The 24572-nt window shown below is 62.5% G+C and carries 26 protein-coding genes; 13 read left to right on the top strand and 13 right to left on the bottom strand.

Annotated elements, in window-relative coordinates; all coding sequences use genetic code 11:
- The first annotated feature begins 10 nt into the window (after positions 1–10).
- Both NKI24_RS16615 and NKI24_RS16610 read left to right on the top strand, forming a co-directional pair.
- Positions 11–2011 (top strand): protein-L-isoaspartate(D-aspartate) O-methyltransferase, encoded by a 2001-nt coding sequence (locus NKI24_RS16615; RefSeq protein ID WP_352746745.1) that lies wholly within the window; start codon positions 11–13, stop codon positions 2009–2011.
- Between the two features lie 48 nt (positions 2012–2059).
- Complete coding sequence (locus tag NKI24_RS16610) at positions 2060–2305, top strand: hypothetical protein (protein WP_023720508.1); 246 nt, start codon at positions 2060–2062, stop codon at positions 2303–2305.
- Between the two features lie 120 nt (positions 2306–2425).
- Here the strand turns inward: NKI24_RS16610 and NKI24_RS16605 are convergent, their stop codons facing one another.
- From NKI24_RS16605 to NKI24_RS16590, 4 genes are all read right to left on the bottom strand, one after another.
- The gene (locus NKI24_RS16605) at positions 2426–2914 is read right to left on the bottom strand and encodes a DUF1772 domain-containing protein (protein WP_352746742.1); all 489 of its coding nucleotides are present in this window, start codon (positions 2912–2914) and stop codon (positions 2426–2428) included.
- Between the two features lie 99 nt (positions 2915–3013).
- Entirely contained in the window at positions 3014–4552 is a 1539-nt protein-coding gene (locus NKI24_RS16600; protein ID WP_352449547.1) for a SpoVR family protein, read from the bottom strand.
- A complete protein-coding gene (locus tag NKI24_RS16595; protein ID WP_352449546.1) occupies positions 4552–5874 on the bottom strand; it encodes a YeaH/YhbH family protein in 1323 nt (440 codons plus the stop codon). Before NKI24_RS16595 ends, NKI24_RS16600 begins: the two co-directional genes overlap by 1 nt.
- A gap of 19 nt (positions 5875–5893) precedes the next feature.
- A complete protein-coding gene (locus NKI24_RS16590) occupies positions 5894–7843 on the bottom strand; it encodes a PrkA family serine protein kinase (RefSeq protein ID WP_352449545.1) in 1950 nt (649 codons plus the stop codon).
- A 271-nt stretch (positions 7844–8114) separates the two neighbouring features.
- Here NKI24_RS16590 and NKI24_RS16585 point away from each other — a divergent pair, with 271 nt between their 5' ends.
- On the top strand, positions 8115–8276 hold the full coding sequence (locus NKI24_RS16585; RefSeq protein ID WP_352449544.1) for a hypothetical protein: 162 nt from the start codon (positions 8115–8117) through the stop codon (positions 8274–8276).
- Between the two features lie 16 nt (positions 8277–8292).
- Here NKI24_RS16585 and ocd read toward each other — a convergent pair whose 3' ends face one another.
- Positions 8293–9360 (bottom strand): ornithine cyclodeaminase, encoded by a 1068-nt coding sequence (gene ocd / locus NKI24_RS16580; protein WP_352571844.1) that lies wholly within the window; start codon positions 9358–9360, stop codon positions 8293–8295.
- A 3-nt stretch (positions 9361–9363) separates the two neighbouring features.
- Positions 9364–10284, bottom strand: coding sequence for an arginase (gene rocF / locus NKI24_RS16575; RefSeq protein WP_352449542.1), 921 nt, complete (start codon positions 10282–10284; stop codon positions 9364–9366).
- Between the two features lie 129 nt (positions 10285–10413).
- Between rocF and NKI24_RS16570 the strand changes: the two genes are divergently transcribed.
- Together NKI24_RS16570 and NKI24_RS16565 are read left to right on the top strand one after the other, a co-directional pair.
- Positions 10414–10851 (top strand): Lrp/AsnC family transcriptional regulator, encoded by a 438-nt coding sequence (locus NKI24_RS16570; RefSeq protein WP_352449541.1) that lies wholly within the window; start codon positions 10414–10416, stop codon positions 10849–10851.
- 200 nt (positions 10852–11051) lie between these two features.
- Positions 11052–11375 (top strand): hypothetical protein, encoded by a 324-nt coding sequence (locus tag NKI24_RS16565; RefSeq protein WP_352449540.1) that lies wholly within the window; start codon positions 11052–11054, stop codon positions 11373–11375.
- 39 nt (positions 11376–11414) lie between these two features.
- Here the strand turns inward: NKI24_RS16565 and NKI24_RS16560 are convergent, their stop codons facing one another.
- The 3 genes from NKI24_RS16560 to NKI24_RS16550 form a co-directional block, all read right to left on the bottom strand.
- A complete protein-coding gene (locus NKI24_RS16560; RefSeq protein ID WP_352449539.1) occupies positions 11415–11630 on the bottom strand; it encodes a hypothetical protein in 216 nt (71 codons plus the stop codon).
- 17 nt (positions 11631–11647) lie between these two features.
- Entirely contained in the window at positions 11648–12019 is a 372-nt protein-coding gene (locus tag NKI24_RS16555) for a SpoIIAA family protein (protein WP_023677052.1), read from the bottom strand.
- A 90-nt stretch (positions 12020–12109) separates the two neighbouring features.
- A complete protein-coding gene (locus tag NKI24_RS16550; protein WP_352746736.1) occupies positions 12110–13291 on the bottom strand; it encodes a DUF3182 family protein in 1182 nt (393 codons plus the stop codon).
- A gap of 181 nt (positions 13292–13472) precedes the next feature.
- Between NKI24_RS16550 and NKI24_RS16545 the strand changes: the two genes are divergently transcribed.
- Positions 13473–13940 (top strand): YbhB/YbcL family Raf kinase inhibitor-like protein, encoded by a 468-nt coding sequence (locus NKI24_RS16545; protein ID WP_352615137.1) that lies wholly within the window; start codon positions 13473–13475, stop codon positions 13938–13940.
- Positions 13941–13986: 46 nt separating this feature from the next.
- Positions 13987–14184 (top strand): hypothetical protein, encoded by a 198-nt coding sequence (locus NKI24_RS16540; protein WP_352501151.1) that lies wholly within the window; start codon positions 13987–13989, stop codon positions 14182–14184.
- Between the two features lie 78 nt (positions 14185–14262).
- Here the strand turns inward: NKI24_RS16540 and cyoD are convergent, their stop codons facing one another.
- From cyoD to cyoA, 4 genes are read right to left on the bottom strand one after another with little or no spacing between them, the layout of a single operon-like run.
- Positions 14263–14691, bottom strand: a complete 429-nt coding sequence (cyoD, locus tag NKI24_RS16535; RefSeq protein WP_352473039.1) for a cytochrome o ubiquinol oxidase subunit IV — start codon at positions 14689–14691, stop codon at positions 14263–14265.
- Positions 14688–15338, bottom strand: a complete 651-nt coding sequence (gene cyoC / locus NKI24_RS16530) for a cytochrome o ubiquinol oxidase subunit III (protein ID WP_352682393.1) — start codon at positions 15336–15338, stop codon at positions 14688–14690. Before cyoC ends, cyoD begins: the two co-directional genes overlap by 4 nt.
- Complete coding sequence (gene cyoB, locus NKI24_RS16525) at positions 15335–17341, bottom strand: cytochrome o ubiquinol oxidase subunit I (protein ID WP_352746732.1); 2007 nt, start codon at positions 17339–17341, stop codon at positions 15335–15337. Before cyoB ends, cyoC begins: the two co-directional genes overlap by 4 nt.
- A 2-nt stretch (positions 17342–17343) precedes the next feature.
- A complete protein-coding gene (cyoA, locus tag NKI24_RS16520; RefSeq protein ID WP_352746729.1) occupies positions 17344–18267 on the bottom strand; it encodes a ubiquinol oxidase subunit II in 924 nt (307 codons plus the stop codon).
- 358 nt (positions 18268–18625) lie between these two features.
- On the opposite strand from cyoA, the gene NKI24_RS16515 reads away from it, so the two are divergent.
- The 6 genes from NKI24_RS16515 to NKI24_RS16490 all read left to right on the top strand — a co-directional run bounded on the left by NKI24_RS16515 (position 18626) and on the right by NKI24_RS16490 (position 24567).
- Entirely contained in the window at positions 18626–18817 is a 192-nt protein-coding gene (locus tag NKI24_RS16515; protein WP_352615129.1) for a hypothetical protein, read from the top strand.
- 59 nt (positions 18818–18876) lie between these two features.
- Positions 18877–20019, top strand: coding sequence for an extracellular solute-binding protein (locus NKI24_RS16510; protein WP_352746726.1), 1143 nt, complete (start codon positions 18877–18879; stop codon positions 20017–20019).
- Entirely contained in the window at positions 20019–20870 is an 852-nt protein-coding gene (locus NKI24_RS16505) for an IclR family transcriptional regulator (RefSeq protein ID WP_352744835.1), read from the top strand. The genes NKI24_RS16510 and NKI24_RS16505 overlap by 1 nt, the downstream gene beginning before the upstream one ends.
- A 23-nt stretch (positions 20871–20893) precedes the next feature.
- On the top strand, positions 20894–21925 hold the full coding sequence (locus tag NKI24_RS16500) for a sugar ABC transporter substrate-binding protein (protein ID WP_352746723.1): 1032 nt from the start codon (positions 20894–20896) through the stop codon (positions 21923–21925).
- A gap of 136 nt (positions 21926–22061) precedes the next feature.
- The gene (locus NKI24_RS16495; protein ID WP_352746721.1) at positions 22062–23045 is read left to right on the top strand and encodes an ABC transporter permease; all 984 of its coding nucleotides are present in this window, start codon (positions 22062–22064) and stop codon (positions 23043–23045) included.
- On the top strand, positions 23035–24567 hold the full coding sequence (locus NKI24_RS16490) for a sugar ABC transporter ATP-binding protein (RefSeq protein WP_352746719.1): 1533 nt from the start codon (positions 23035–23037) through the stop codon (positions 24565–24567). The genes NKI24_RS16495 and NKI24_RS16490 overlap by 11 nt, the downstream gene beginning before the upstream one ends.
- The last annotated feature ends 5 nt before the right edge of the window (positions 24568–24572 follow it).

Here is a 24572-nt window from a genome sequence, read left to right as displayed (position 1 = left end):
GAGCAGAAAGATGCTCGATCTCTCCCATGCCCGCAACCAAATGGTCGATATCCACCTGAGCCGCCGTGGCATTCGCGACCGCAATGTCCTTCTAGCGATGCGCGAGGTCCCGCGCGAGGCTTTCGTCGAGCCTGGTTTCGAAGAATTCGCCTATGAGGACGGGCCGCTGCCGATCGCCGAAGGTCAGACGATATCGCAGCCCTATATCGTTGCGTTCATGATCGAAATGGCGGAGGTCGGAGCCGGTGACCACGTCCTCGAGGTCGGCACCGGATCAGGCTATGCGGCTGCCGTGATGAGCCGTATCGTCGAACGCGTCTACACGATCGAGCGCCACGCCGCGTTAGCTGAAACGGCGAGGCAACGGTTCAAAAAGCTCGGCTACGATAATATCGAAGTCCGCACCGGCGATGGCACCAAGGGCTGGCCAGAGGCGGCACCCTTCGATGCGATCCTGGTTGCGGCCGCCGGACCCGGCGCACCTCTCGCTCTGCAGGAACAGCTCGACGTCGCCGGCCGGCTTGTCATCCCGGTCGGCGACGAATTCGACTCGCAGCGCCTGCTCAAGGTCACCCGGACCGGCGCAGCAACTTACACCGAGGAGGATTTCGGCGGCGTGCGGTTTGTTCCGCTGATCGGCGAGCAAGGCTGGGGCGAGCCAGGCAGCGACAGCCAGATAGCGGCCGAGCTTCCGCACCGGCATCAGCGCAGGAGCAGCCTGCCGCAGATGATCGCGGCCGCCGCCGAGCCGCTTCCGGATTTCGACGATCCGGCCTTCGGTGCGCTGTTCGACCGGTTTGCCGACCGCCGCGTCGTCTTGCTCGGCGAAGCCAGCCACGGCACGTCGGAGTTCTACCGTGCGCGCGCCGCGATCACTCGCAGGCTGATCGGGAAGCATGGCTTCACCATCGTCGCGGTCGAGGCCGACTGGCCCGATGCCGCGGCGATCGACCGTTACGTCCGCCATCGGCCGCCGCGGCCGGGCGCCGCGCCGCCGTTCCAGCGCTTTCCCACCTGGATGTGGCGCAACACCGACGTCGCGGCGTTCGTCGACTGGATGCGAGTGCGTAATGAGCGGATCAGCAAATCCTCCCGGCGGGCCGGATTCTATGGCCTGGACATCTACAATATGGGCGGATCGATTGCGGCGGTCCTGCAATATCTCGACCGGGTCGATCCGCAGGCGGCGAGGATCGCGCGCGAACGCTATGGCTGCCTGACGCCGTGGCAGAACGACCCGGCCACCTATGGCCGTGTCGCACTCACTTCCGGTTACCAGAAATGCGAGAAGGCCGTGCTCGAGCAATGCCGGGAACTGCTTTCCAGAGAGCTCGACTATGCGCAGCAGTACGGTATCGATTTCCTCGACGCCGCCCAGAACGCCCGCCTGGTCGCCTCCGCCGAGCGTTATTACCGCACCATGTATTATGGTGGCGCGCAGTCCTGGAACCTGCGCGACACCCACATGTTCGAAACGCTGGAGCACCTGCTGCAGGCCCGCGGCCCGAATGCCAAGGCGGTGGTATGGGCACATAATTCCCATATCGGCGATGCCCGCTATACCGAAATGGGGATCGTCAGGGACGAACTGAATATCGGCCAGCTCTGCCGCCAGCGTTTTGGCGACGAGGTTGCCTCGATCGGGCTCAGTACGCATTCCGGGACGGTGGCCGCCGCCACCGACTGGGACGGCGACATGGAAGTGAAACCGGTTCGGCCTTCCCACAACGACAGCTATGAGCGGCTTTGCCACGACAGCGGCGTCTCGCCTTTCCTGCTCGATTTCGAGCGCGACGACACGCTGCGCGAACGGCTTCTGGAGCGCCGGCTGGAACGCTTTATCGGCGTCATCTACCGGCCCGAAACCGAGCTCCACAGCCATTATGCGGACGCCTCGCTCGCCCGCCAGTTCGATGCTTTCGTCTGGTTCGATGAAACCAGTGCCGTGACGCCGCTTGGGCCGGAACATGTTGGGACAGGCCTTCCCGAGACCTATCCTTTCGGGCTGTAGCGAATTTGGACCCTGGCAAAGCGGAAAATCAAAAGAAGGAGGTCACCGATGGCCGGAAAAAAGACTCATGAGCAGCAATTGCGCATTATCGAAGAGCGCGAGAACACGAAAAACGCCGGCAAGGATTTCGACGCGGAAGCGGATTTGAAAAAGACCAGGCAAGAGCGCGAGGCGTTCCGGCGCGGTGCCGAGCTCAGATCGGACCCGAAGGACATTGCCGATCCCGACGACCGCAACATCATCCGCGGCGAGCACCAGGAAAGCGCCCACAACAAGCATCGCGCCGACCGCTGAAATGGCAGGATCGCTTGACGTTAAGACAATACGGCCGCCGGGTCCGTTCTCTGATCTGACGGATGCAGCGTTCGTAGCCGCAAATTGGCGGACGAGGGCGCCGTCTTGATCTCCTCGGCGCTATTCGGCAAAAAATGTCGCGGCGATAGCAATTGAGACGAGGCTCAGCATCGCCAGGCCTGCCCTGGCGACATGCGAAGCCTCCCAGACGTTGCGCAAGTCTCTCCAGTCGCCGGTCTGCTTTCGAGAGAACATTGAAAAAAACGTCGCGGCTGATTGCGGCATGGCAACGTCTTGCACCCAGAAATTATTGACGGGATGCGTGATCAACCAATAGGTCGCATGTTCCGCCAGGAAGGCAAGCGCCGCCAGGGTCCACCAGAATCGAGCGCTTGGATAAGGCGTCAGGTAGAGCAGGATGGCGAGGGCAATGATGCCGCCGATTTCGGCGAAGCCGCCGATCGTGAAGCCGGGATAATAGATCGCCTGCACTGATTTGTAGGTGGCCTCCTTGAGGCGCAACTTGCCGGGCAATTCCAGTGCGTGCGCGAGCGAGAGCGCCATCGAGACGGCGACCAGAAGAAGGGTGGCGATCATCAATGCGCGCATGCTCCTGCTCCCGACCATGTCAAGGTGCGCGCGTAGATAGGGTCGTTGGTGATCCGGAAAAGGCAACGACACCCGACTTCGCCGGCAAGTCCGGTTCGGTCATTCCCCGATCTGGCTGGTCGACCGTTCGTGGACTGTGGCGCCGGTCTGCGCGTCGACCGCGGCCATGCTGACCTCGTAGCCCCAGAGCTTGCGGATATGGCGCAGCGTGGCGTCGCGGCTGCCGCCTTCCAGCACTATGCCGTCCTTGACCTTATGCTGCAGGCGCAGATGCCGATCGCCGAGCAGGTCCACGTCCACCACCTGGATGTCCGGCCGGCTGGCGCCGATGTCGTAGCTGTGGGCGAGTGCGGCGCGGATGCTCTCGTAGCCGCGCTCATTGTGTATCGAGGCGACTTCGTAGTGCGGATCGTTGGCCGCATCGGCAAGCACAAAGAACCGCCATTTCCGGATCAGGGTAGGGCTCAGATACTGGCGGATGAAGGACTCGTCGCGATGGTTGGCCCAGGCGTCCAGCAGGGTCTGGCGCCAGTCGCCATTGCCGGCGATATCGGGAAACCAGTCGCGGTCCTCGGCGGTCGGCGCGGTCGAGATGCGCTGGATATCCTGCATCATGTCGAGGCCCAGCGCGTAAGGGTTGATGCCGGAAAAGCGCGGATCGTCGAAGCCCGGCTGGAAGATCACGTTCGAATGGTTGCGCAGCACTTCCAGCATGGCGCCTTCGCCGATCAGGCCGCGGTCGAACAAAAGGTTCATCAGCGTGTAATGCACGAAGGTGGCGCAGCCCTCGTTCATCACCTGCGTTTGGCGCTGCGGATAGAAATACTGCGCGATGACGCGGACAATCCGGATGACCTCACGCTGCCAGGGTTCCAGGATCAGGCTGTTCTTCTCCAGGAAATAAAGCAGGTTTTCCTCGGGCAGCTTGAGCGATTTCTTGCGCTCCGCCATTGTATCCGTCTCACGGGGCTTGGTGCCGTCCTTCGAAGGCGGCAGCGTGCGCCATAGGTCATTGTAGGAACGCTCCTCGTATTCTAGGCGCTCGCGAACGCCCTCGCGCTGCTTTTCCGACGACAGTTTCGGCGGCCGGTGATATCTGAACACGCCCTGTTCCATCAGCGCATGTGCGGCATCGAGGATCTCTTCCACCGCATCGACGCCATGCCGCTCCTCGCAGCGGGCAATGTAGCCCTTGGCGAAGTCGAGATAGCTGAGGATGGCGCTGGCATCCGTCCACTGCTGGAACAGATAATTGTTCTTGAAGAAATGGTTATGGCCGAGTGCCGCGTGCGCCGTCACCAGGGCCTGCAGAGCCATGGTGTTTTCCTCCATCAGATAGACGATGCAGGGATTGGAATTGATGACGAGTTCATAGGCCAGCCCCCGTCCGCCTTTGCGATAGAGCAATTCCTGGTAGAGGTAGTGCTTGCCGAACGACCAGTGCCGGTACATCAGCGGCATGCCGACAGAGGAATAGGCGTCGAGCATCTGTTCTGAGGAGATGATCTCCATCTGCACCGGATAGACGTCGAGGTGGAGCTCTTCCGTGGCGATCGCCTCGATGGTCTCGTAGGCACGCGACAGCGTCCTGAAATCCCAGTCGGAACCGGAAAACAGCAACCCGGATTTGCTCGCCATCAGCCCCCTCTTTCAGCGCTCTTTTGATAACCCGGCTGTCTGGCGAAGAGCTGGCGGAAAACCGGGTAGATGTCGGCCGCCGTGGCGATGCGGCTCATCTGGAAGTTCGACCATCTCAGCTTGACCGCACTGTAGGCACGCCACAGCGACGTGCCGTTGTCGGTGGCGCCGAAGATGTGGCTCTCACGCTCGTCGAGGATCTCGACATAGGCGAAATACTGGCAAAGCCGCATGATCTGTTCGTCGAGAAGGGTGATGCAGCGCTCCGAATCGGTGACGAAATTGTCGCCGTCCGAGGCCTGGGCGACATAGATGTTCCATTCGCGGCTGGGATAGCGTTGCTCGACGATGCGGTGCATCTCCTCGAGCGCCGTGGAAACCACCGTGCCGCCGCTCTGAGTGTTGTAGAAGAAGGTTTCCTCGTCCACCTCCTGCGCCTCGTGCGTGTGGCGAATGAAGACCACCTCGGTGCGGTCATAGCGCCGTTTCAGGAACAGGTGCAGCAGCACGAAAAAGCGCTTGGCCAGATCTTTCTCGCGTTCGCCCATCGAACCGGACACGTCCATCAGGCAGAACATCACCGCATTGGCGTTCGGCACCGGCTGGGCGTCGAAGCGGTTGAAGCGGATATCGACCGGATCGACAAAGGCGATCCGCTTGCGGCGGCGCTCCAGCCGCTCAAGCTCTTCCTGCAGCGCCACGATGCGCTGCCGCATCTCGGCGTTTTGCGGCTTCGCCTCCAGCGTCGCGATCTCCTGCGCGACAGCGTCGACCGCCTCCTGCTTGGGGCGCCTGAGCGCTATGCGGCGGCCATGGCTGTTGCGCATCGTGCGTCCGACATTGATGTTGGTCGGCGAGCCGGTCGCGGCGAAGCCGGCCCGGCGCGGCTTGAAGGCGAGGATCTCCTTGAGGTTGAGCTTGACCATATCAGGCAGTTCGAGGTCTTCGAAAAAGAGGTCGAGCACCTCCTCGCGCGACAGCACGAAACGGAAATCGTCCTCCGATTCGGTTCTCCCCGGGGCGGATCCCATGCCGCCGCCCTGGCCGGGTTTAGGCAGCCGGTCGCCTGGGGCAAAATGCTTGTTGCCGGGCAGGACGTGCTGGCGGCTGCCGCTGTTCCGGGCATCCTTGAAGCTCGGCTCGCCGGTGCCTCGCGCCGGCATCGAAACGGCATGCTCGGCGTCCACGTCGGCGATCTTGCCGGTGCGGATCTGATCGCGGATGGTGCGCTTCAACTCTTCGCGCGCCCGCCGCAGGAAACGCTGCCGGTTGCCGAGGCTTTTGTCCTTCGGGTTCAGTCGGCGATCGATGAAGATCGGCATATGTTACCCCGGGCTGGCTTCAACCCGCCTTGTTCACCCGCATGTACCAGTCCACCAGCCGGCGGACCTGGCGCTCGGTGTAGCCGCGCTGGATCATCCGCTGCACGAATTCGGTATGCCGCTTCTCCGTCACGCTGTCCTGCTTGGAGCCGAAGCTGATCACCGGCAGCAGATCTTCGACCTGCCCGAACATCCGCTTCTCGATGACTTCGCGCAGCTTTTCGTAGCTTGTCCATGATGGGTTGCGGCCGTGGTTTCTGGCCCGCGCGCGCAGCGTGAACTTCACCACTTCGTTGCGGAAGTCCTTGGGATTGGCGATGCCGGCCGGCTTTTCGACCTGCGACAGTTCGTTGTCCAGAACCTCGCGATTGAGGATCTGGCCGGTATCGGTATCCTTGTAGTCCTGATCCTCGATCCAGGCATCGGCATAGGCGATGTAGCGGTCGAACAGGTTCTGGCCGTATTCGCTATAGGATTCCAGATAAGCCTTCTGGATCTCATGGCCGATGAACTCGGCATAACGGGTCGCCAGCTCGGACTTTATGAAATCGAGATAGTCCGCCTCTGTTTCCTTCGGGAACTGCTCGCGCTTGATCGCCTCTTCCAGGATGTACATCAGATGCACCGGATCGGCGGCCACCTCTTCGGTGTCGTAGTTGAAGGTCTGCGACAGGATCTTGAAGGCGAAGCGGGTGCTGACGCCGGTCATGCCTTCATCGACACCGGCCGCGTTTCGGTACTCCTGGACCGACTTCGCCTTGGGATCGGTTTCCTTGAGGTTCTCGCCGTCATAGACGCGCATCTTGGTGTAGAGCGGCGAATTGTCGTGTTCGGCCAGGCGGGTCGAAACGGTGAACCGGCTGAGGATATCGAGCACTTCCGGAGCGCAGGGGCTGTTAGCCAATTCGCTTTCGCGCAACAGCTTCTCGTAGATCTGCCGCTCTTCGGTGACCCGCAGGCAATACGGCACCTTGACCACCAGGATACGGTCGAGGAACGCCTCGTTGTTCTTGTTGTTCTTGAACTGCAGCCATTCCGATTCGTTGGAATGGGCAACGATGATGCCCTGATAGGGGAAAGCGCCGAAATTCTCGGTGCCGTTGTAGCTGCCTTCCTGGGTCGCGGTCAGCAGCGGATGCAGCACCTTGATCGGCGCCTTGAACATCTCGACGAATTCGAGCAGTCCTTGCGTGGTCCGGTTCAGCCCGCCGCTATAGGAATAGGCATCCGGATCGGACTGGCTGAAGTTTTCCAGCTGCCTGATGTCGACCTTGCCGACCAGGGCCGAAACGTCCTGGTTGTTCTCATCGCCCGGCTCGGTCTTGGCGATGCCGATCTGGCGAAGCCTGGACGGCATCAGCTTGACGACGCTGAATTTGGAGATGTCGCCGGACAATTCGTCGAGGCGCTTGGCCGCCCAGGGCGAGATCAGGCCGTTCAGTCGCCGCCGGGCGATGCCGTATTTGTCCTCCAAAAGGTCGCCCATGCGATCGGGGTCGAACAGCCCGAGCGGCGATTCGAACACTGGGCTGACCTGGCCGCCGACCTTCAGCGTATAGATCGGACGCTGCTCCATCAGCCTTTTCAGCTGCTCCGCAAGCGAGGACTTGCCGCCGCCGACCGGGCCGAGGAGATAGAGTATCTGCTTGCGTTCCTCGAGCCCTTGCGAGGCATAGCGGAAATAACCGGCGATACGCTCGATCGTATCCTCCATACCGTAAAAGTCGGCGAAGGTCGGATAGATCTTGATCGTCCGGTTCGAAAAAATACGGCCAAGCCGCTCGTCCTTGCTGGTATCGACAAAGGTCGGCTCGCCAATCGCCTCGACCATCCGCTCGGGCGCCGAGGCGTACATCGACTTGTCCTCGCGGCAGGCAAGCAGATATTGCTGGAGGCTTATCTCCTCCTGCGCCGCATTCTTGTAAACCTCGGAAAACAGATCGAAGACGTCGGATTGATTCTCACGCATGGTATTCCTAGCCCCGGAGCCGGTGTGGCTGCACGTTTGTCTCTTGAACAACCAAATGTCGGAAAGCCCTTGTGGTTCCCTTCACTTTGCAGAGAGTGCCTGTGACCGAATGATAAGACTCTAGATAAGGGCATCCTGAGTGCAGACAAGGCGTGGAACGCCCCGCTCGAAGCATTAAATCCTGAATCGCGCCACGCCGTGCGGGCGACCTCCGATAAGACGGAGGAACGGTTCTGGTCCTTCCCGGTTGTGAAGGAAAGGAGACGGTTCGATGTTTGAGACTAGTTTGTGGTTGCTCGTTGTTGCAGGCGGTCCACTGCTGCTGGCAATCCTGATCGCCTACGCCCTGCTCACCCAGCGTCGTCGCAGCCCGGCGGAGCGCAGGGAAAGCGACCGCGCCACCGAGCGCCTGTACCAGGAAAAGAAGGACTGACCGACAGGATCGCAGCTCAGCTGCCGGCAACCGCCAGCCCGGCCACTTTTTCGGCGCGCAGCAGCATGCCGAACAGGTCACGCGGTTCATCGGGATCGGCCAGAAGGTCTAGTTCCTCGTAAAGGCCGGTCCGCTGAAGCTGATCGCGGACGTAGCGCAGCGCGGAAAAATCCTCGATCGCAAAGCCGACGGAATCAAACAGCGTGATCTGTCCGGCGTCCGTCCGGCCTGCTGCCTTTCCTGTCATCACCTGCCACAATTCGGTGATCGGATGGTCCGCATCGAGCTGCTGGCTCTCGCCTTCGATGCGCGTCTGCGGCGGATACTCGACGAAAATATTCGAGCGCAGCAGAATGTCGCGATGCAGCTCGGTCTTGCCCGGGCAGTCGCCGCCGACCGCGTTGATGTGCACGCCGGACCCGACCATGTTGTCGGTCAGGATTGTTGCCGACCGCTTGTCGGCGGTCACCGTGGTGATGATCTCTGCACCTTCGACGGCCTCCTGCGCCGACGCGCAGAGCTTGATGTCGAAACCCATGCCGGCAAGGTTCTTCATGCATTTGGTCGAGGCCGCCGGGTCGATATCGTAGAGGCGCAGCCTGTCGACGCCAAGCAGCGCCTTGAACGCAATCGCCTGGAATTCCGATTGCGCGCCATTGCCGATGATCGCCATGCACCGGGCGGCCTTGGGAGCGAGGTATTTCGCGGCAACCGCCGAGCTGGCCGCCGTTCGCAGGGCGGTCAGGATGGTCATTTCCGAAAGCAGCATCGGATAGCCGTTGCCTACATCGGCAAGCACGCCGAAAGCGGTCACGGTCTGACGGCCGTCACGCGTGTTCTTCGGATGCCCGTTGACATATTTGAAGCCGTAAAGCTGCCCGTCGCTGGTCGGCATCAGCTCGATGACGCCGTCAATGCTGTGCGAGGCGACGCGCGGCGTCTTGTCGAACAGCTCCCAACGCCTGAAATCCTCTTCGATATAGGCGGCGAGTTCGACCAGAAAACGCTCGATGCCGATGGCAAGCACCAGCTTCATCATGCGGTCGACGCTGACGAATGGAACGATGTTCAAATTGACGGTCATGGCTTAGAACCCCCTCGTCGGGCGATCCATGATCCGCCGGCCCATCAGGCTTGCGGTCAGGTCGACCAAAAGCGTGGCGGTGCGGCCGCGCTCGTCAAGAAAAGGGTTGAGCTCGACCAGGTCGAGACTGCTGACGAGGCCGCTGTCATGCAGCATTTCCATCGCCAGATGCGCCTCGCGGAAGGTGGCGCCGCCGGGAACGGTGGTGCCCACCGCCGGGGCGATCGACGGGTCGAGAAAATCGACGTCGAGACTGACATGGAGCATGCCGTTGGCGGCGCTCACCCGTTCGAGAAAGGCGCGAAGCAGTTGCGCGATGCCGTGCTCGTCGATCGAACGCATGTCGTGGACCGTCACGCCGGCTCTGCGCAATGCATCCCTTTCCGCCAGGTCCACGCTGCGGATCCCCAGCGCGCATATGCGAGCCGGCTCCACCTGCGCTGCAAGGCGGGGGAAATAGCCCTCGAAGCCGGGCTGCCCGCTGGCATAGGCGAGCGGCACACCATGCAAATTGCCGCTGGTCGTCGTGTCGAGCGTATGAAAATCGGGGTGCGCATCGAGCCACAGCACGAAGAGCGGCCGGCCGGCATTCGCCGCCCGGCGGGCAATGCCGGCGAGCGTGCCGGCCGAAATGCTGTGGTCGCCGCCGAGAAAGATCGGCATCGCATCGGCGCTCGCGGCATAGGCCGTTTCGCTGATTGCCGCCGTCCAGGCCGCAATTTCCGGCAGCGCCTTCACCGCCGCGTTGCCGTGTACGACAGGACGCATGTCGGCAGGGACGATCGTGCCGAGGTCGGTCAACGTATGGCCGAGCTCGGTCAGTGCGCCGGCCAGGCCGGCCGTGCGCAGCGCACTCGGCCCCATCTCGCAGCCCATGCGGCCTGAGCCGGCCTGGATCGGCGCCCCAACGATCGTGCAATGCATTTGTCATACCCCGCCAATTACGATGCCTTTATTGAAGCCGGCATCGCTGGCAGAATGAACATGTCAAATTGGCAAATTTGTCGAAGTGCCTTACCATAGCGGCAGCATCTACTTCCGTTGTGAGCAATCATGGACCGCCTCGACGAGCAGATCATCACCTCTTTGCGGCACGACGCCCGGCGCAGCATTTCCGACCTTGCCGTTAGCCTGGGTGTCTCCCGGGCAACGGTAAGGTCCCGGATCGAGCGGCTTGAAAGAGACGGCGTCATCGTCGGCTACACCGTCATTCTGCGCGCCGACGCGGTCGATCAGCGCGTGCGTGGCATCATGATGATCGAGATCGAAGGCCACGCCGCCGATCGCGTCATTCGGGCGCTGGGCGGCTTCTCCGAGGTCTCGACCATCCACACCACCAATGGCCGGTGGGACCTGGTGATAGAACTCGGAACCCAGACCCTGAGCGAGTTCGACGCGGTGCTGAGACGTATCCGCCTGATCCCCGGAATTACCGGCAGCGAAACAAGCCTGCTCCTGGCAACGCCGCGCACCACCAAGGCGCGGCTGTGACCTTCGAGGAACCGCCTTGGACCTGTAGCGATAACGAAATCCGAAGCCACGGAACCTTCAATTGCCGCCGCGGTTAGAGCAATTCCGGGAAAAGTGTGAAACGGTTTTCCGTTCGGAATTGCGTCAAAACAAGAGAGATCGGTTCAGCGTTTCCCCCGATGAACCGTTCTAGGCTCGGACAGCTTCGAGGGAGAACAATCATGGCTCACGCCCAGCAGGAACTCGTCGAATTCGTTATCAGCAAAGCCTTCAATCCGGTCATGCGGGCCAAACCGGACGGAAAATCCGATGCCGAGCGCAAGACGCTCGAGCACGTCCAGCAAGCCACGAAGACCGAGATCGAGCGCTATCGCCATTACGGCTCGGCCGAGGAGGTCGCGACCAATTTCAAGCGCGACCTGAGCTCAGATGCCGCCAAAAAGTTGCACGCCCAACTGCGGCGCCTGCATCTGCCGACGATCGAGGATATTCGCGACGACTTTGAGGACAAAGCCCGCAAGCTCGGGGTCAAGGCCTCGTCGTAGATCCGCGACCGGTCCTCGGTGACGTCCGTCAGGCTGTCATCACAAACCGTCCTTGGTCGGAGGCCACCCTGACCGAACCGTCTCGGGGATGTTGTCCGACGTCAGATCGCCCCGATTGAGCTTTTCGATCGCTTCATCGGCTTCGCTTTCGTCGAGACCGGAAAGCGGCAACCCGCCGACCACGACGGCTTCGCCGCTCTCGCTGTCATAGACCTCCCAGAGGCCTTCTGAATCCTGTCGTTTGTCGAACGGCATGGCACTCCCCAACACCGCTATTGTACGCCTGCCACCCATTTCAGGGCCTGGGCTTTTTCGTCCTCCGGGAACACCCGCGCCTCGATTTGCGGAAACAGCGCGTCTGTCATTTCCGTAGCTGCCTTGATCCATTGCTTGTCGGAAATCACGGCGGCACGTTTGAAGCGGTGGAGCTCGCCAAGTTTGCTCAGCCCATACTGCAGGTCGCGCCGCAAGGCGCCAGCCGTCATGTCCTCGAAATCAGTAAGATCGGTCAGGACGCCGATGTCCTTATGGTCGCTCAGTTTCGCTTCGATTGCCGGGATGACTCTGTCGTAGTCGTCCGCCGTCACAGTGCCGGTGACACGAAAGGCGGCGACGTTCTGGGGAGCGGAAATCATCTCGATCATTTTTTCCTCCGGTTTCTGACTGGCTGGCTGCCTGAAACAAACTCGGGCCATTCGCGGATGTTCCCTGCCAAAGGCGTGTTTCACTTCGACCTAAAATGACGATCGGCCGGCTTCCCCGATCGGCCCTCGGATCGCCTGGGTGACGACGGTGTAACGCCTGATTTGGCCCTCCTCAGGGTCCTCTCCGTCGAAGTGGATTACTGCATTCAGCGGCAGCTGCGCGGTGTTGCCGAACTGCTTGACGGCGGAGACATGCACGATCTGCACGTCGGGGTCACGCGTCATGGCCTCCATTGCCGCAAGCTCGGCCGTGCTGCTGCCGCCGATCCGCCAGCTGGCTTCCAGCACACCCGATCGCCAGATGCCCGAGGAATCGACACCTTGGCCGATGTCGTAGTTGCGCCGTGAGGCGAAAAATCCGGGATAGTCATCCATCGCCGCGTCGTAGGTCCTCGCCTGCGCCACAGCCAAACTTAGCGCCGGAGAAAGCTGCAGCCTGTCGAGCGCCTCCCATCCGCCGCGCACGACGACCAGATCGGATCCGCCGTAAACGGGCTGTCCGGCATTGTCGGCCGTCATCCGCTGCACGCCGTAATAGGCGACCGATGTTCCGTCGATCGCCGTTCTGCCAATGCTCAGCGTGACGATGTCGCGAAGCTCCGTTTCGAGAACAAGGCCGTATTCCCTCAGGTCGGAGGATGGATATCGATCCAGCAGCCTTTCGATATCGGCGACGGTCGCGGCGGTGTGCTGGTCGCGGCCCCGCGAAGCGCGCGGTGGCTTGAACCGGACCAGCCCGAGCTGCAGCAGACGTTCCGCTGCGCGCAGCGCGTCATCGCGTGAAAATGCGGTATAGCCGGGCAGTACGGCCGCGCCGACGGCTCTGCCGAAGCCGGCTGGCCATTCTTTTGGCCGTGCCGCCGACCCGTCCACCAGCTCGTGGGTTATGGCCTTGGTGGTTGCGAGGCGCCAGGGCACCACACCGCCGAAGAGGTCGTCCGGCCCGTTTATGCCCAGTTGGAGCGCATCGACGGCAAGCAGGCTGTCGTCCGGCACGAAATACAGTCGGCCACTGTCACCGCCGCTGCCACGCAGGCCCTGGCGGAAGGCAAAGCCCTTCAACGCCGCAATCGTACGCGCAACGGCAGCGACGGTTTCCCGCTCGTGGGTATAGATTGTCTCGCCGCCCGGCACGGAGAACGCGATCACAACACCTTTTGCCCCGCTTGATTGCATACCGCTTAGCCCGGTCATGTCGCGCCCTTCGTCCATTGCCGAGCCTCTTGCCGCCATTCCGCGGCGATGCGTCCGAACCGAAAAACCCGCTTCCTCGGCGAATGTTCCGGCCAACGGCCGGCAATCCGGTTTGACCGTGGTTTGACCGGGGCGGCGACCGGAACATCGGCGGCTCGTAGCTGTTTATGAGGGAATCTCAGACAGGGAGATGGAGACCATGGCTTTCACTCTCAAAAGCTCTGCCTTTGCCGATGGCGAAAAAATACCGCCGCGCTATTCCCGCGACGGCGGCAACGTCTCGCCGCCATTGGAGTGGACGGACGCGCCGCAACGAACCAAAAGCTTCGTCCTGGCCGTCGAGGACCCCGACGCTCCTTCAGGCATGTTCCGTCATTGGGCGGTCTACGACATCGACGCACAGCGCAACTTTCTTCCCGAAGGCACGACCGCCGGCGCCAAGACCGAGAGCCTCGGACACGGCGTCAACGATTTCGGCAATCCTCATTATGACGGCCCCCAGCCGCCGCCTGGGCATGGGCTCCACCATTACCATTTCCGGCTTCTTGCACTCGACGCCGAGACGCTTCATCTCGGCGAGAAGGCTGCCGTCGAAGACGTGCTGAAACAGGCCGAGCCGCACGTCGTGGGAGAGGCCGAGCTCGTCGGCACGTTCGAACGGGCTTGAGGACGCCACGCCACCCCGTCGCCTGGTTCGGCACAAACGGAGAAGCATGATGGACAACAAATCAAACCCTGTCGACCAACCCATATCCGGCAAGAAAGCCAGCGGCAGCGACAAGGCCGAGGCATCGAAGGAAGCAGGCGATCAGGCACGGAAAGCCCAGGAGTGGGGCGGCGGCTCAAAGGCCTCGAAAGGCGCGATATCGCCGCAGGATCGCAAAAATCAAAACTCCAGCCAGCGCAGCTGATACCGGTCCGTCATCCGGCAACGCGTCTGAAGCGGCGGGCAAGGCCGGCCTGGAGGCACTGCGCTGCGCCTCAAATCGCTAGCGGTTCATGTTCATGATCGCATTCATCGGCATCAAATTGTGGTCGAGATTGGCCATGATCCAGATCGAGCCGCCGATCACCAGAACTACGATCAGCACGCCGAAGGCAAGCGCCAGGGCGTTGTTGGTGTTGTCCGGTCCCGTCGTGATGTGCAGGAAGAAGACGAGATGCACGCCCATCTGGGCGATCGCCAGCACGACCAGCGCCACCGGAATGCCGGGTGCCCATATCAGGTTGGTTCCGGGCAACCAGAACGAGGCGATGGTCAGCAGCGTTGCCAGCCCGAGGCCGATCACATAGCCGCGTAGCCCGGATCCGACCTCGGTGTCGCCGAGGTATTCGTCACCCGGCGCCGTATCGATGTCGTAGCGCTCCAGGCCATCGGTGTCGCGCCGTTGCGCGTGGCGATCGTCCGCATTGCTCATCGACTTGCTCCCAGGAGATAGACCACCGTGAACAGGGCGACCCAGATGATGTCGAGGGCGTGCCAGAACAGGCTGAAGCACATGAAACGCCGAAGAATATCGTCGCGGAATCCCTTGGCGAAGATCTGCGCCATCATCGTGAGCAGCCACAGCAGCCCCGCCGTCACGTGAAGGCCATGGCATCCCACCAGCGTGAAGAACGCCGACAGGAAAGCGCTGCGCGTCGGTCCGGCACCGGTGGCAACCATATGCGCGAACTCGCGCAACTCGAGCAGGATGAAGCTGGCGCCGAGCACGAAGGTGACAGTCATCGCGACATAGAACCAGGAGCTTCGCCGCGCTGTCACGGCAAGGCTGGCGAGACCGCAGGTAAAGCTCGACAAAAGCAAAGCGGCCGTCTCGATCGCGACGTTGCGCAGGTCGAACAGCTCGGCCCCGCTCGGCCCGCCCGCCGTCTTGCCCGCCAGCACGGCATAGGCCGCGAAGAAGGCCGAGAACATCACGATGTCGCTCAGAAGGAAGATCCAGAAGCCGTAGCCCACGACGATCCGGATCGGTGCCGGGCCGCCGTCGCCGTGGCCGGGTGCATGGCCGTGCCCGCCATGGAGGCGGTAGGGGTCACGCTCTCGAACGTCGATCGCGGTCATGGCCTTGGCCCCGTGTAAGTGGCCAGCGCCTCGCGGCGCGCACTTCGGTTGGCGCGGTCGATCCGGGCGACTTCGGCGGCAGGAATGACGTATTCGGGGATGTCGCGCCACGCGAATACGACGAAGGTGGCCAAAGCACCGAGCGCGCCGAGCGCCACCATCCACCAGATGTGCCAGATGAGAGCAAAGCCCATCACGGTCGCAAAGAAGGCGCAGATGAACCCGGTGGGACTGTTGCGGGGCATCTCGATCGGCTCGTAGTCAGGCTCGTCGCGCAGCCGGTTTTGCTCGCGTGCCCGCTGCTTGATGCTCCAGTAGGGCTCTTCGCCCTCGACATGCGGAAGCGCGGCGAAGTTGAAGACCGGCGGCGGCGAGGGCGTGGCCCATTCCAGCGAGCGGCCGTCCCAGGGATCTCCGGTGGCGTCGCGAAGCGCCGCGCGCTGCCGGATGCTGACGACGAGCTGTACGATCTGCGCGACCACGCCGGCGGTGGTGATCAACATGCCGACGCCGGCAACCAGCACCCACGGATGCCATGCCGGCACGTCGAAATGCTGCATGCGGCGGGTCATGCCGAGCAGGCCGACAGCGTAGAGCGGTACGAAGGTGGCGTAGAACCCGATCAGCGTCAGCCAGAAGGCCAGCTTGCCCCAGCCCTCGTGCAGCCGGAAACCGAATGCCTTGGGAAACCAGTAGGTATATCCCGCGAAGGCGCCGAACAGCACGCCGCCGATGATGACGTTGTGGAAATGCGCCACCAGGAACAGGCTGTTGTGGAGCAGGAAATCGGCCGGCGGCACCGCCAGCAACACACCGGTCATGCCGCCGATGACGAATGTCACCATAAAGCCCAGCGACCACAGCATTGGCGTCGCGAAGCGGATGCGGCCGCCATACATGGTGAACATCCAGTTATAGATCTTCACGCCGGTACCGACAGCGATGATGCTGGTGGCGATGCCGAACGCGGCGTTGACGTCGGCGCCGGCGCCCATCGTGAAGAAGTGGTGCAGCCACACCATGAAGGAGACGATGCAGATGAAGAGCGTCGCGGCCACCATCGAGCGGTAGCCGAACAGCGGCTTGCTGGAGAAGGTGGAGATGACCTCCGAGAAGATGCCGAACGCCGGCAGGACGAGGATGTAGACCTCGGGATGGCCCCAGGCCCAGATCAGGTTCACGAACATCAGCATGTTGCCGCCAGCTTCATTGGTGAAGAAATGAAAGCCGAAATAGCGGTCGAGCGTCAGCATCGCGAGCGTGGCGGTGAGGATCGGGAAGGCGGCGACGATGAGCAGGCTGGCGGCAAGTGAGGTCCAGCAGAACATCGACATCCTGAGGTAACTCATGCCGGGCGACCGCATCTTCAGGATCGTGGTGACGAAATTGATCCCGGTGAGCAGCGTTCCGACGCCCGCTATCTGCACGGCCCACAGATAATAGTCGACGCCGACGCCCGGCGAATAGGCGGTCTCGCTGAGCGGCGGATAGGGCAGCCATCCGGTACGCGCGAATTCACCGATCACCAGCGAGATGTTGACCAGCAGCGCACCGGTGGCGGTGAGCCAGAAACTCACCGAGTTGAGCGTCGGAAAGGCAACGTCTCGGACGCCGAGCTGCAGCGGCACGACCAGGTTCATCAGGCCGATGACGAACGGCATCGCCCCGAAAAAGATCATGATGGTGCCGTGGGCGGAAAAGACCTGGTTGAAGTGGTCGGGCGGCAGATAGCCGGGCGCCTGGAAGGCGAGGGCCTGCTGCGACCGCATCATGACGGCGTCGCTGAAGCCGCGCAGCAGCATCAGCAGCGCCAGCAGCGTGTACATGACGCCAATCCGCTTGTGATCGACACTGGTGATCCATTCGCGCCAGAGATAGGGGAAATGGCCGGCCAGGAAGACCCAGGCCAGCACGCCGAGGATTGCCAGGGCGACGACCGCCGAGGCGATCATCGGCAGAGGCTGATCGAACGGAATGACGTCCCAGCTCAATTTTCCGAGCATTGTCAGCCTCCTGCCTTGGGCGATACGCTCGGCCCGGGGCGACCGGCCTGGGGGCCGGGCGCGGGTGGAACGCCCTGCGTCGCGATTTCGTGGAAAAGGTCCGGCTCGACCGAGCGATAGGTCGAAGGCGGCGCGTCGATGCTCTGTCTGGCCAGTTCCTGGTAGCTGGCCTTGTCGAGTGCCTGTCCCTGGCTTCGCGCCGAATTGACGAACGCCTCGAAGGCATCGGCCGCGACGGCATGCAGCACGAATTGCATGCCTGGAAAACCGTCACCGCTGAAATGGGCCGACCGCCCATAGAATTCGCCCGGCTGATCCGCCTGCAGGTGAAGCTGCGTCGTCATGCCGTTCATCGTGTAGATCATGCCGCCGAGCTGAGGCACGAAGAACGCATTCATGACGCTTGCCGAGGTAAGCGAGAAATGCACCGGCCTGCCCGCCGGCACCACAAGCTGGTTGATGCTCGCGACATTCTGCTCGGGGTAGATGAACAGCCATTTCCAGTCGAGCGAGACGACCTGCACCTCAAACGGCCTTTGCTGGGAATCCAACGGCTTCATTGGGTCGAGGTCATGCGATCCGATCCAGATGATGCCGCTCAGAAACAGGATGACGAGGATGGGGATCGACCAGACTACCAGTTCGATGCGTCCGGAATAGGCCCATTCCGGCAGGTACCGCGCTCTTGTGTTGGTTTCCCGGAACCACCAGGCAAAGCCGAGCGTCGCCACGATCGTCGGGATGACGATGGCCAGCATGATAGCGACCGAATTGAGCAGGATCGTCCGCTGCGCCGCCCCCACCGGCCCTTGCGGATCGAGCACGCCGCCCTGGCAGCCGGCAAGCAGCGCGGCAACAAGCATCGTCGCGCCGACGCGGCCAACACGGATGGCGGCACAATTTCGAACGATCGCCCTCAGCAGCATGACATCTCGCCGTTTCCTGAAAACCGATGGAACGTTGCAGGCAGCGTGGCTGCCAACCCCCGAATGTGCGCGCCGGTGTGCTCCTGGCGACAGTTTCTTCACGCACGGGGCTCCGGCTGGCAGAACCACACGCGGCGGACGTCATCGTTAAGCGGTCAACCTGTCGAGAACCCTCCAAATCCTAAAAACCAGCGGCAAATCCCAAGCAACCAGAGCCAAATCCTAAGAAATCAGAAACAGTGCCCAGATCGAAGTTATCGCCAGAAACGTGGCGAATGCCAAGGCGGTAAACCGGTTCATGGCCCCGCCCACGGTTGGTCCATTTAGTCCGCTCCCTGCGACGTGGCTGCTGATTCCAATGATGCTGCTCAAGATGGTTGCGCCAACCGAACGAATGTTCGTCGCGAAAGTTCCAAAAAGCCAGATCCGTCGCAGCCTTTGGTTGCAGGCCGGCGGCAACGCGATGCGCACCAGGGATGGTTGGGCGGCTTTCTCGCCAAGCGGAAGCGAGGACTGGCTTTGCGTATGTAAAAACTACTTGTCTAGGTGAAAATAATTGCTACTAATCGGCTGGGCCGGCGCATGGCCGCCTCTGGGAGGAATTTCGGCATGACAAGACTGCGCGGCCTCGCGTGGGATCACCGACGCTGCTGGGGTCCGCTCGACGCCAGCATCGGGCCGTATTGTGCCGCCAATCCCGGTCTTGAGATCGAATGGGACCGCCGCAGCCTCTATGAGTTCGGCGAGGGCGCGCTTGGTCCGGTGCTCGGCGCCTATGATCTTGTCGTGTTCGACCATCCGTTCATCGGCGATATTGCCGAAGGCGGGCTGATGGTGCCGTTCGATTTGTCGGCCGAGCAGCGCCGCGGCTTCGAACGGGATTCGGTTGGCGCATCCTGGCAATCCTACGCAAGGGACGGGCTTCAATGGGCGTTGCCGATCGATGCTGCCTGTCAGGTTGCCTCGTATCGCCCCGATCTCCTGGAGCGCTACGGACCGCTGCCGCGCAGCCATGACGAGGTGCTGGAGCTCGGCCGGCGCGCCTTGAAGGACGGCAAATGGCTTGGGCTGCCGTTGGTGCCGACTGACGCCATGTGCCTGCTTTTGACGCTGGGTGAGCCCCGGGAAGACCGCGACGAGTTCATCGCCGGGGAAAAAATCGAGCGGGCCGTCGGGCAATTGCGCCAGCTTGCGGCGCTGTCGCATCCGAACTCGCCGAAATGGAACCCGATCCGTTGCTACGATCACATGATCGCGCATGACGACGTGGTCTACGTGCCGTTCGCCTTCGGCTATGTGAACTACGCCTCTAAGGCAGACAGGCCGCATCTGCGCTTCGCCGACGTGCCGACGCCGCGATCCGCCGGCGCCTTGCTCGGCGGCGCCGGCATCGGCGTCAGCGCCCAATCGCAACACAAGCAAGCCGCCATCGACTACGCGCTGTTTCTGTGCTCGCCCGGCTATCAGCGAGGCGACTATGTGAAATCCGGCGGACAGCCGGGGTCGCTGGCGGCGTGGCAGGATACCGTGGTCAACGCTCTCTCGGGCGGCTTCTTCGCCTCGACGCTGGCGACGATCCAAGCCTCCTATCTGCGCCCGACCCATCCGGGCTTCATCAGCTTCTTCCGGCAATGCGCCCCTCATGCCGCGGCGGCGATCGCCGGCGAATTGCAGGCGGCCGAGCTCGCGGACCGGCTGAACCGGCTCTATCGCGAGACCAGGGATGGCCAGCCGCAACGGAGCGTCGCGTAATGGCCGCCGATATTGCCCAGATCGTCGACGAAGGCGAAAGCGGCCGCAACGGCTATCGGGTGCCGGCGGTGGAGAAGGCGCTCGACATACTGGAATTCATGGCTGCCAGCGGCGAACCGCTGACCCAAACCGAGATCGCCACCGGAATGGGGCGCTCCATTCACGAGATCTACCGCATCCTGCTGTTGCTGGAGAAGCGCGGCTACATTTTCCGGACGCAATCGGACCGCTTCCGCCTGTCGCTGAAGCTGTTCGAACTGGCGCATATGCATCCGCCGGTGAACCGCCTGGTCGAATGCGCGCTGCCGGTGATGCGCGGCCTGGCCGCCAATGCCGACCAGAGCTGCCATCTCGTCGTGCGCGAAGGCGAGAGCGCACTGGTCGTGCTGCAGATCGATTCGCCTTTGCCGATGCGTTATTCGGTTGCCCTTGGCTCGCATTTCCCGATCCTCGAAACGAGCTCCGGCGCGGTGCTGCTGGCGCATTCGAGCCGCGCCGAGCTTGACCGCATCGTCGAACGGATCGTCGCCGCAGGCGAAGGCCAAGGCAGCCGGGCGGAAATCGAAGCGCGGCTGAACGAGGTCGCAAGGCTCGGCTATGAAATGCGCGCCTCGCTGGCTGTCGAGGGCTGCACCAACATCTCGATGCCGGTGCGCGACCATACCGGCGCCGTCATTGCCGCGCTCACCGTCCCCTTCCTGCCGCAAAAGGCCGCCCGCTTCGATCGCAGCACCGTCTTCGAGCGGACGAAGGCGGCGGCCGAGACGATATCGGCGGCGCTGGGCGCGGGCGAAGCTGCCGCCTCTTCACGTGCCGACCCGGAACGGCGGGACTATCCGTTCAGCAACTGACAAGAAATACAGGGAGAAGAAACATGAACTGGTCCAAATCGATGCTGTTTGCCTCGGCGGCGGTGCTTGCTCTGAGCGCCGCCGCGGCACACGCCGAAAACATGCCGAAGCGCATCGGCTACGTCACCAACTACGCCACGCATGAGTGGTATCAGAACGTCATCAAGGGCATGCAGTCCCGCGCCAAGGAACTCGGTATCGAGCTCGAGGTGCAGGACGCCAATCTGGACGTTGCCAAGGAGGTCTCCGCCGCCGAAGATTTCATGGCCAAGGGCGTCGACGTCCTGATCATCACGCCCGTCAACGAGGAAGGCGTCGTGCCGCTGCTGCGCCAGGCGAAATCCAACAATGTTCCGGTCGTGCTCGAAGGCAATCCGGTCAAGGGCATGACCACCATGGTCGCGATCTGCGACTACGACACCGGCTACACCGCCGGCGTCGAAGCCGGCAAATACGCCAAGGAAAAGCTCGAAGGCAAAGCCAAGGTGATGAATGTCGGCCTGCCGCTGCTGTCCGCCACGGTGCTGCGGTCGCAGGGTTTCATGGATGGCCTCAAGACCATCGTCCCCGACGCGGTCATGGTCCACGACCTCGACGGCGGTGGCAATCCGGACCGCGCGCTCGAGGTCTCTTCGGCGGCACTTGCCAAGAACGCCGACATCAACATCATCTACGGCATCAACGATTCCTCCTCGCTCGGCGGCCTTCAGGCCTGGAAAGCGGCCGGCAAGTCGCAGGATGGCCTGTTGACGGTCGGCACCGGCGGCGAAGGCCTTGCCTTCATCAATGCGATGCAGAACGAGCCGTCCTACCGCATCGAGGCGGCGATGTTCCCGGAAAAGGAAGGCTACACCGCCATCGATGCAGCGGTTAGGCTTTTCAACGGCGAAGAGGTGCCGGAACACATCGTCAGCCCGACCGCGCCGATGAACGGCGACGACTGGAACAAGTTCTACGACTACGATGGCACCACACGCAAAATCAAATGGGATGCCGTCAATGCGCTTCAGCCACCGGAAAAATGCATGAAAACTTCCGCCGATCTGAAGAAGTAAGGATTCCGGCTAGCCCTTCCCGCACGGCGGGAAGGGCATCGGATCGGATGCCGACGGCAAAACAGGTCAACCGCCCTGTTTTGGCCGGCAGTTTCCAGACGGCGACGGCACCCGATGGCCCGGAAATGAAATGGACATGAGCGAGCTTACGCAATCCTCCGCGCCAAGGCGTTTCATCGGCGGCCAGCTGCTGGGAAGCAGCCAGCTGGTGCTCGGCGTGATCCTGGCCGTGCTCTGCATGGCCATCTCGATTGCCGCGCCGCAATTCTATTCCGAGGCCAACATCATCGCCATCCTGCGCCAATGCGCGCTGGTGCTGATCGTCGCCTCCGGCATGACGATGCTGATCATCACCGCGGAAGTCGACCTGTCGGTCGGTGCATCGCTGGCTTTTGTCGGCTGCATCGGCATGGCCGTGCTGAATTCAACGCACAGCCTGACGCTCGGCCTGCTGGCGGCGCTCGCCTTTGCCGGTGCCGTCGGCCTGTTCAACGGGCTGGTCGTCACCAGGCTCAAGGTGAACTCGCTGATCGCCACCATCGGCACCATGATGATGCTGCAGGGCGGCGTTTACCTGTTCACCCGCGAGGCGGTGCAGAACCACCACCGGCTTGCCGGCTTCACCGATCTCGGCGCTGGCTATATCGGCGCGATCCCGCTGCCCGTGGTCGTTGCCGCGGTGATTTTCGCGCTGGCCGCGGCAACGCTGCGCTTCACCACGCTCGGCCGTTATCTCTACGCTGTCGGCGCCAACGAGCGCGCGGTTCGTCTCTCCGGCGTGCGCTCGCAACGGCTGAAACTGTTCGCCTTCGTCGTCACCGGCCTGTGCGTCGGCGTCGCCGGCATGATCCTGTCGTCGCTGATGAATGCCGGCCAGCCGACCGCCGGCCGCGGCTTCGAGCTGACGGTGATTGCCGCCGTCATCCTCGGCGGCACCAGCCTACTTGGCGGTCGCGGCTCGCTGCTCGGCACATTGCTTGGAGTGCTCGTGCTGAAGGTCATCGACAACGGCATCATCATCCTCGGCTGGAACCAGGATCTGCAGATGGTGGTGCCCGGAATCGTCATCATCCTGGCGACCTATCTCGACATCGTGCGGAACAGAGCCAATGTCGGTTGATTTCCTTCACCCCGGCGAAACCGTGGCTGTCGACAAAAGCGTGCCGGCGCTGGAGATGCGCGGTATCGGCAAGCGTTTTCCCGGCGTGATGGCGCTGGACAATGTCGATCTGACCTTGGAACCCGGCAAAATCCATGCCCTGATGGGCGAGAACGGCGCCGGCAAGTCGACGCTGATCAAGATCATGGCCGGGGTCTACGGCAAGGATGCCGGCACCATCCGCCTGCGCGGCCGCGAGGCCGACATCAAGTCGCCGCGCGATAGCCTGAAAGAGGGCATCAAGGTGGTGTTCCAGGAGATCGCGCTGATCGCCGAATTCAGCGTCGCCGAAAACATCTTCCTCGAAGGCTATCCGACCGGCAAAGGCGGCTCGATCGACTGGAAGAAGATCCGTGCCGATGCGGCCGCTCTGTTCAAGCGTATCGGCTTCAATGTCGACCCGGCGGCGCGCACGGGATCGCTGCCGGTCAGCCAGCAGCAGATGGTCGAGATCGCCCGCGCACTCGCCCATGAGGCCCGCGTCGTGGTGATGGACGAGCCGACCTCCTCGCTGACGCCGAACGAGGTCTCGCTGCTGTTCACCGTCATCCGCCGGCTGGCCGCGCTCGGCATCGCGGTGCTCTATGTCAGCCACAAGCTCGACGAGGTCTTCGAGATCGCCGACACCGTGACCGTGCTGCGCGATGGCCGCCACGTCTCGACCAGGCCGATCGGCGAGCACACCAACGACACGCTGATCCAGGACATGATCGGCCGGCGCATCGAAAACCTGTTCCCTCGCAAGCGCGGCGCGCCGGGCAGCAAGGTCGCGCTTTCCGTTGAAGGGCTCAGCACCGCCAAGAAGCTGAAGGATGTGTCGTTCGAGGCGCATGCCGGCGAAGTCCTCGGCTTCTTCGGCCTGATGGGGGCCGGCCGGACCGAGCTCGCCAAGGCCATCGTCGGCTACGACCCGATCACTTCCGGCGTCATTTCGGTCGATGGCAGCCGGCTGCTGCCGCACGAAACGCACACCGGCGTCCGGCTCGGCATCGGCCTGCTCACCGAGGACCGCAAGAGCGAGGGGCTGATGGGCGAGTTGCCGGTCTACCAGAATGCCAGCCTCGCTTCGCTCGGCGGTTTCGCCAAAATGGGCATTGTCGACAAGGCCAGGGAACGCAAGGCGGTGCAGGACTATGTCGACCGTTTCCGCATCCGGACGCCCAGCCTGTTCCAGCAGGTCAAGAACCTGTCCGGCGGCAATCAGCAAAAGGTGCTGATCGCGCGCTGGCTGATGCGAGGCCTGAAGGTGATCGTCGTCGACGAGCCGACCCGCGGCATCGACGTCGGCGCCAAGTCGGAGATTTTTGCGCTCATCGACCGGCTCGCCGGCGAGGGCCTGGCGGTCGTCATGATGACGTCCGAAATGCCCGAGCTGCTGGGGCTTGCCGACCGCATCGCGGTGATGTGCGAAGGCCGCCTCACCGCGATCATGCCTCGCGACGAGGCCACGCAGGAGAACATCCTCAATGCGGCAATCGGCTAAGGCGA

The sequence above is a fragment of the Mesorhizobium sp. M0701 genome (assembly GCF_040320365.1).
In the GTDB taxonomy this organism is placed as follows: Bacteria; Pseudomonadota; Alphaproteobacteria; order Rhizobiales; family Rhizobiaceae; genus Mesorhizobium.
This window is presented reverse-complemented; position numbering and strand designations above follow the sequence as displayed.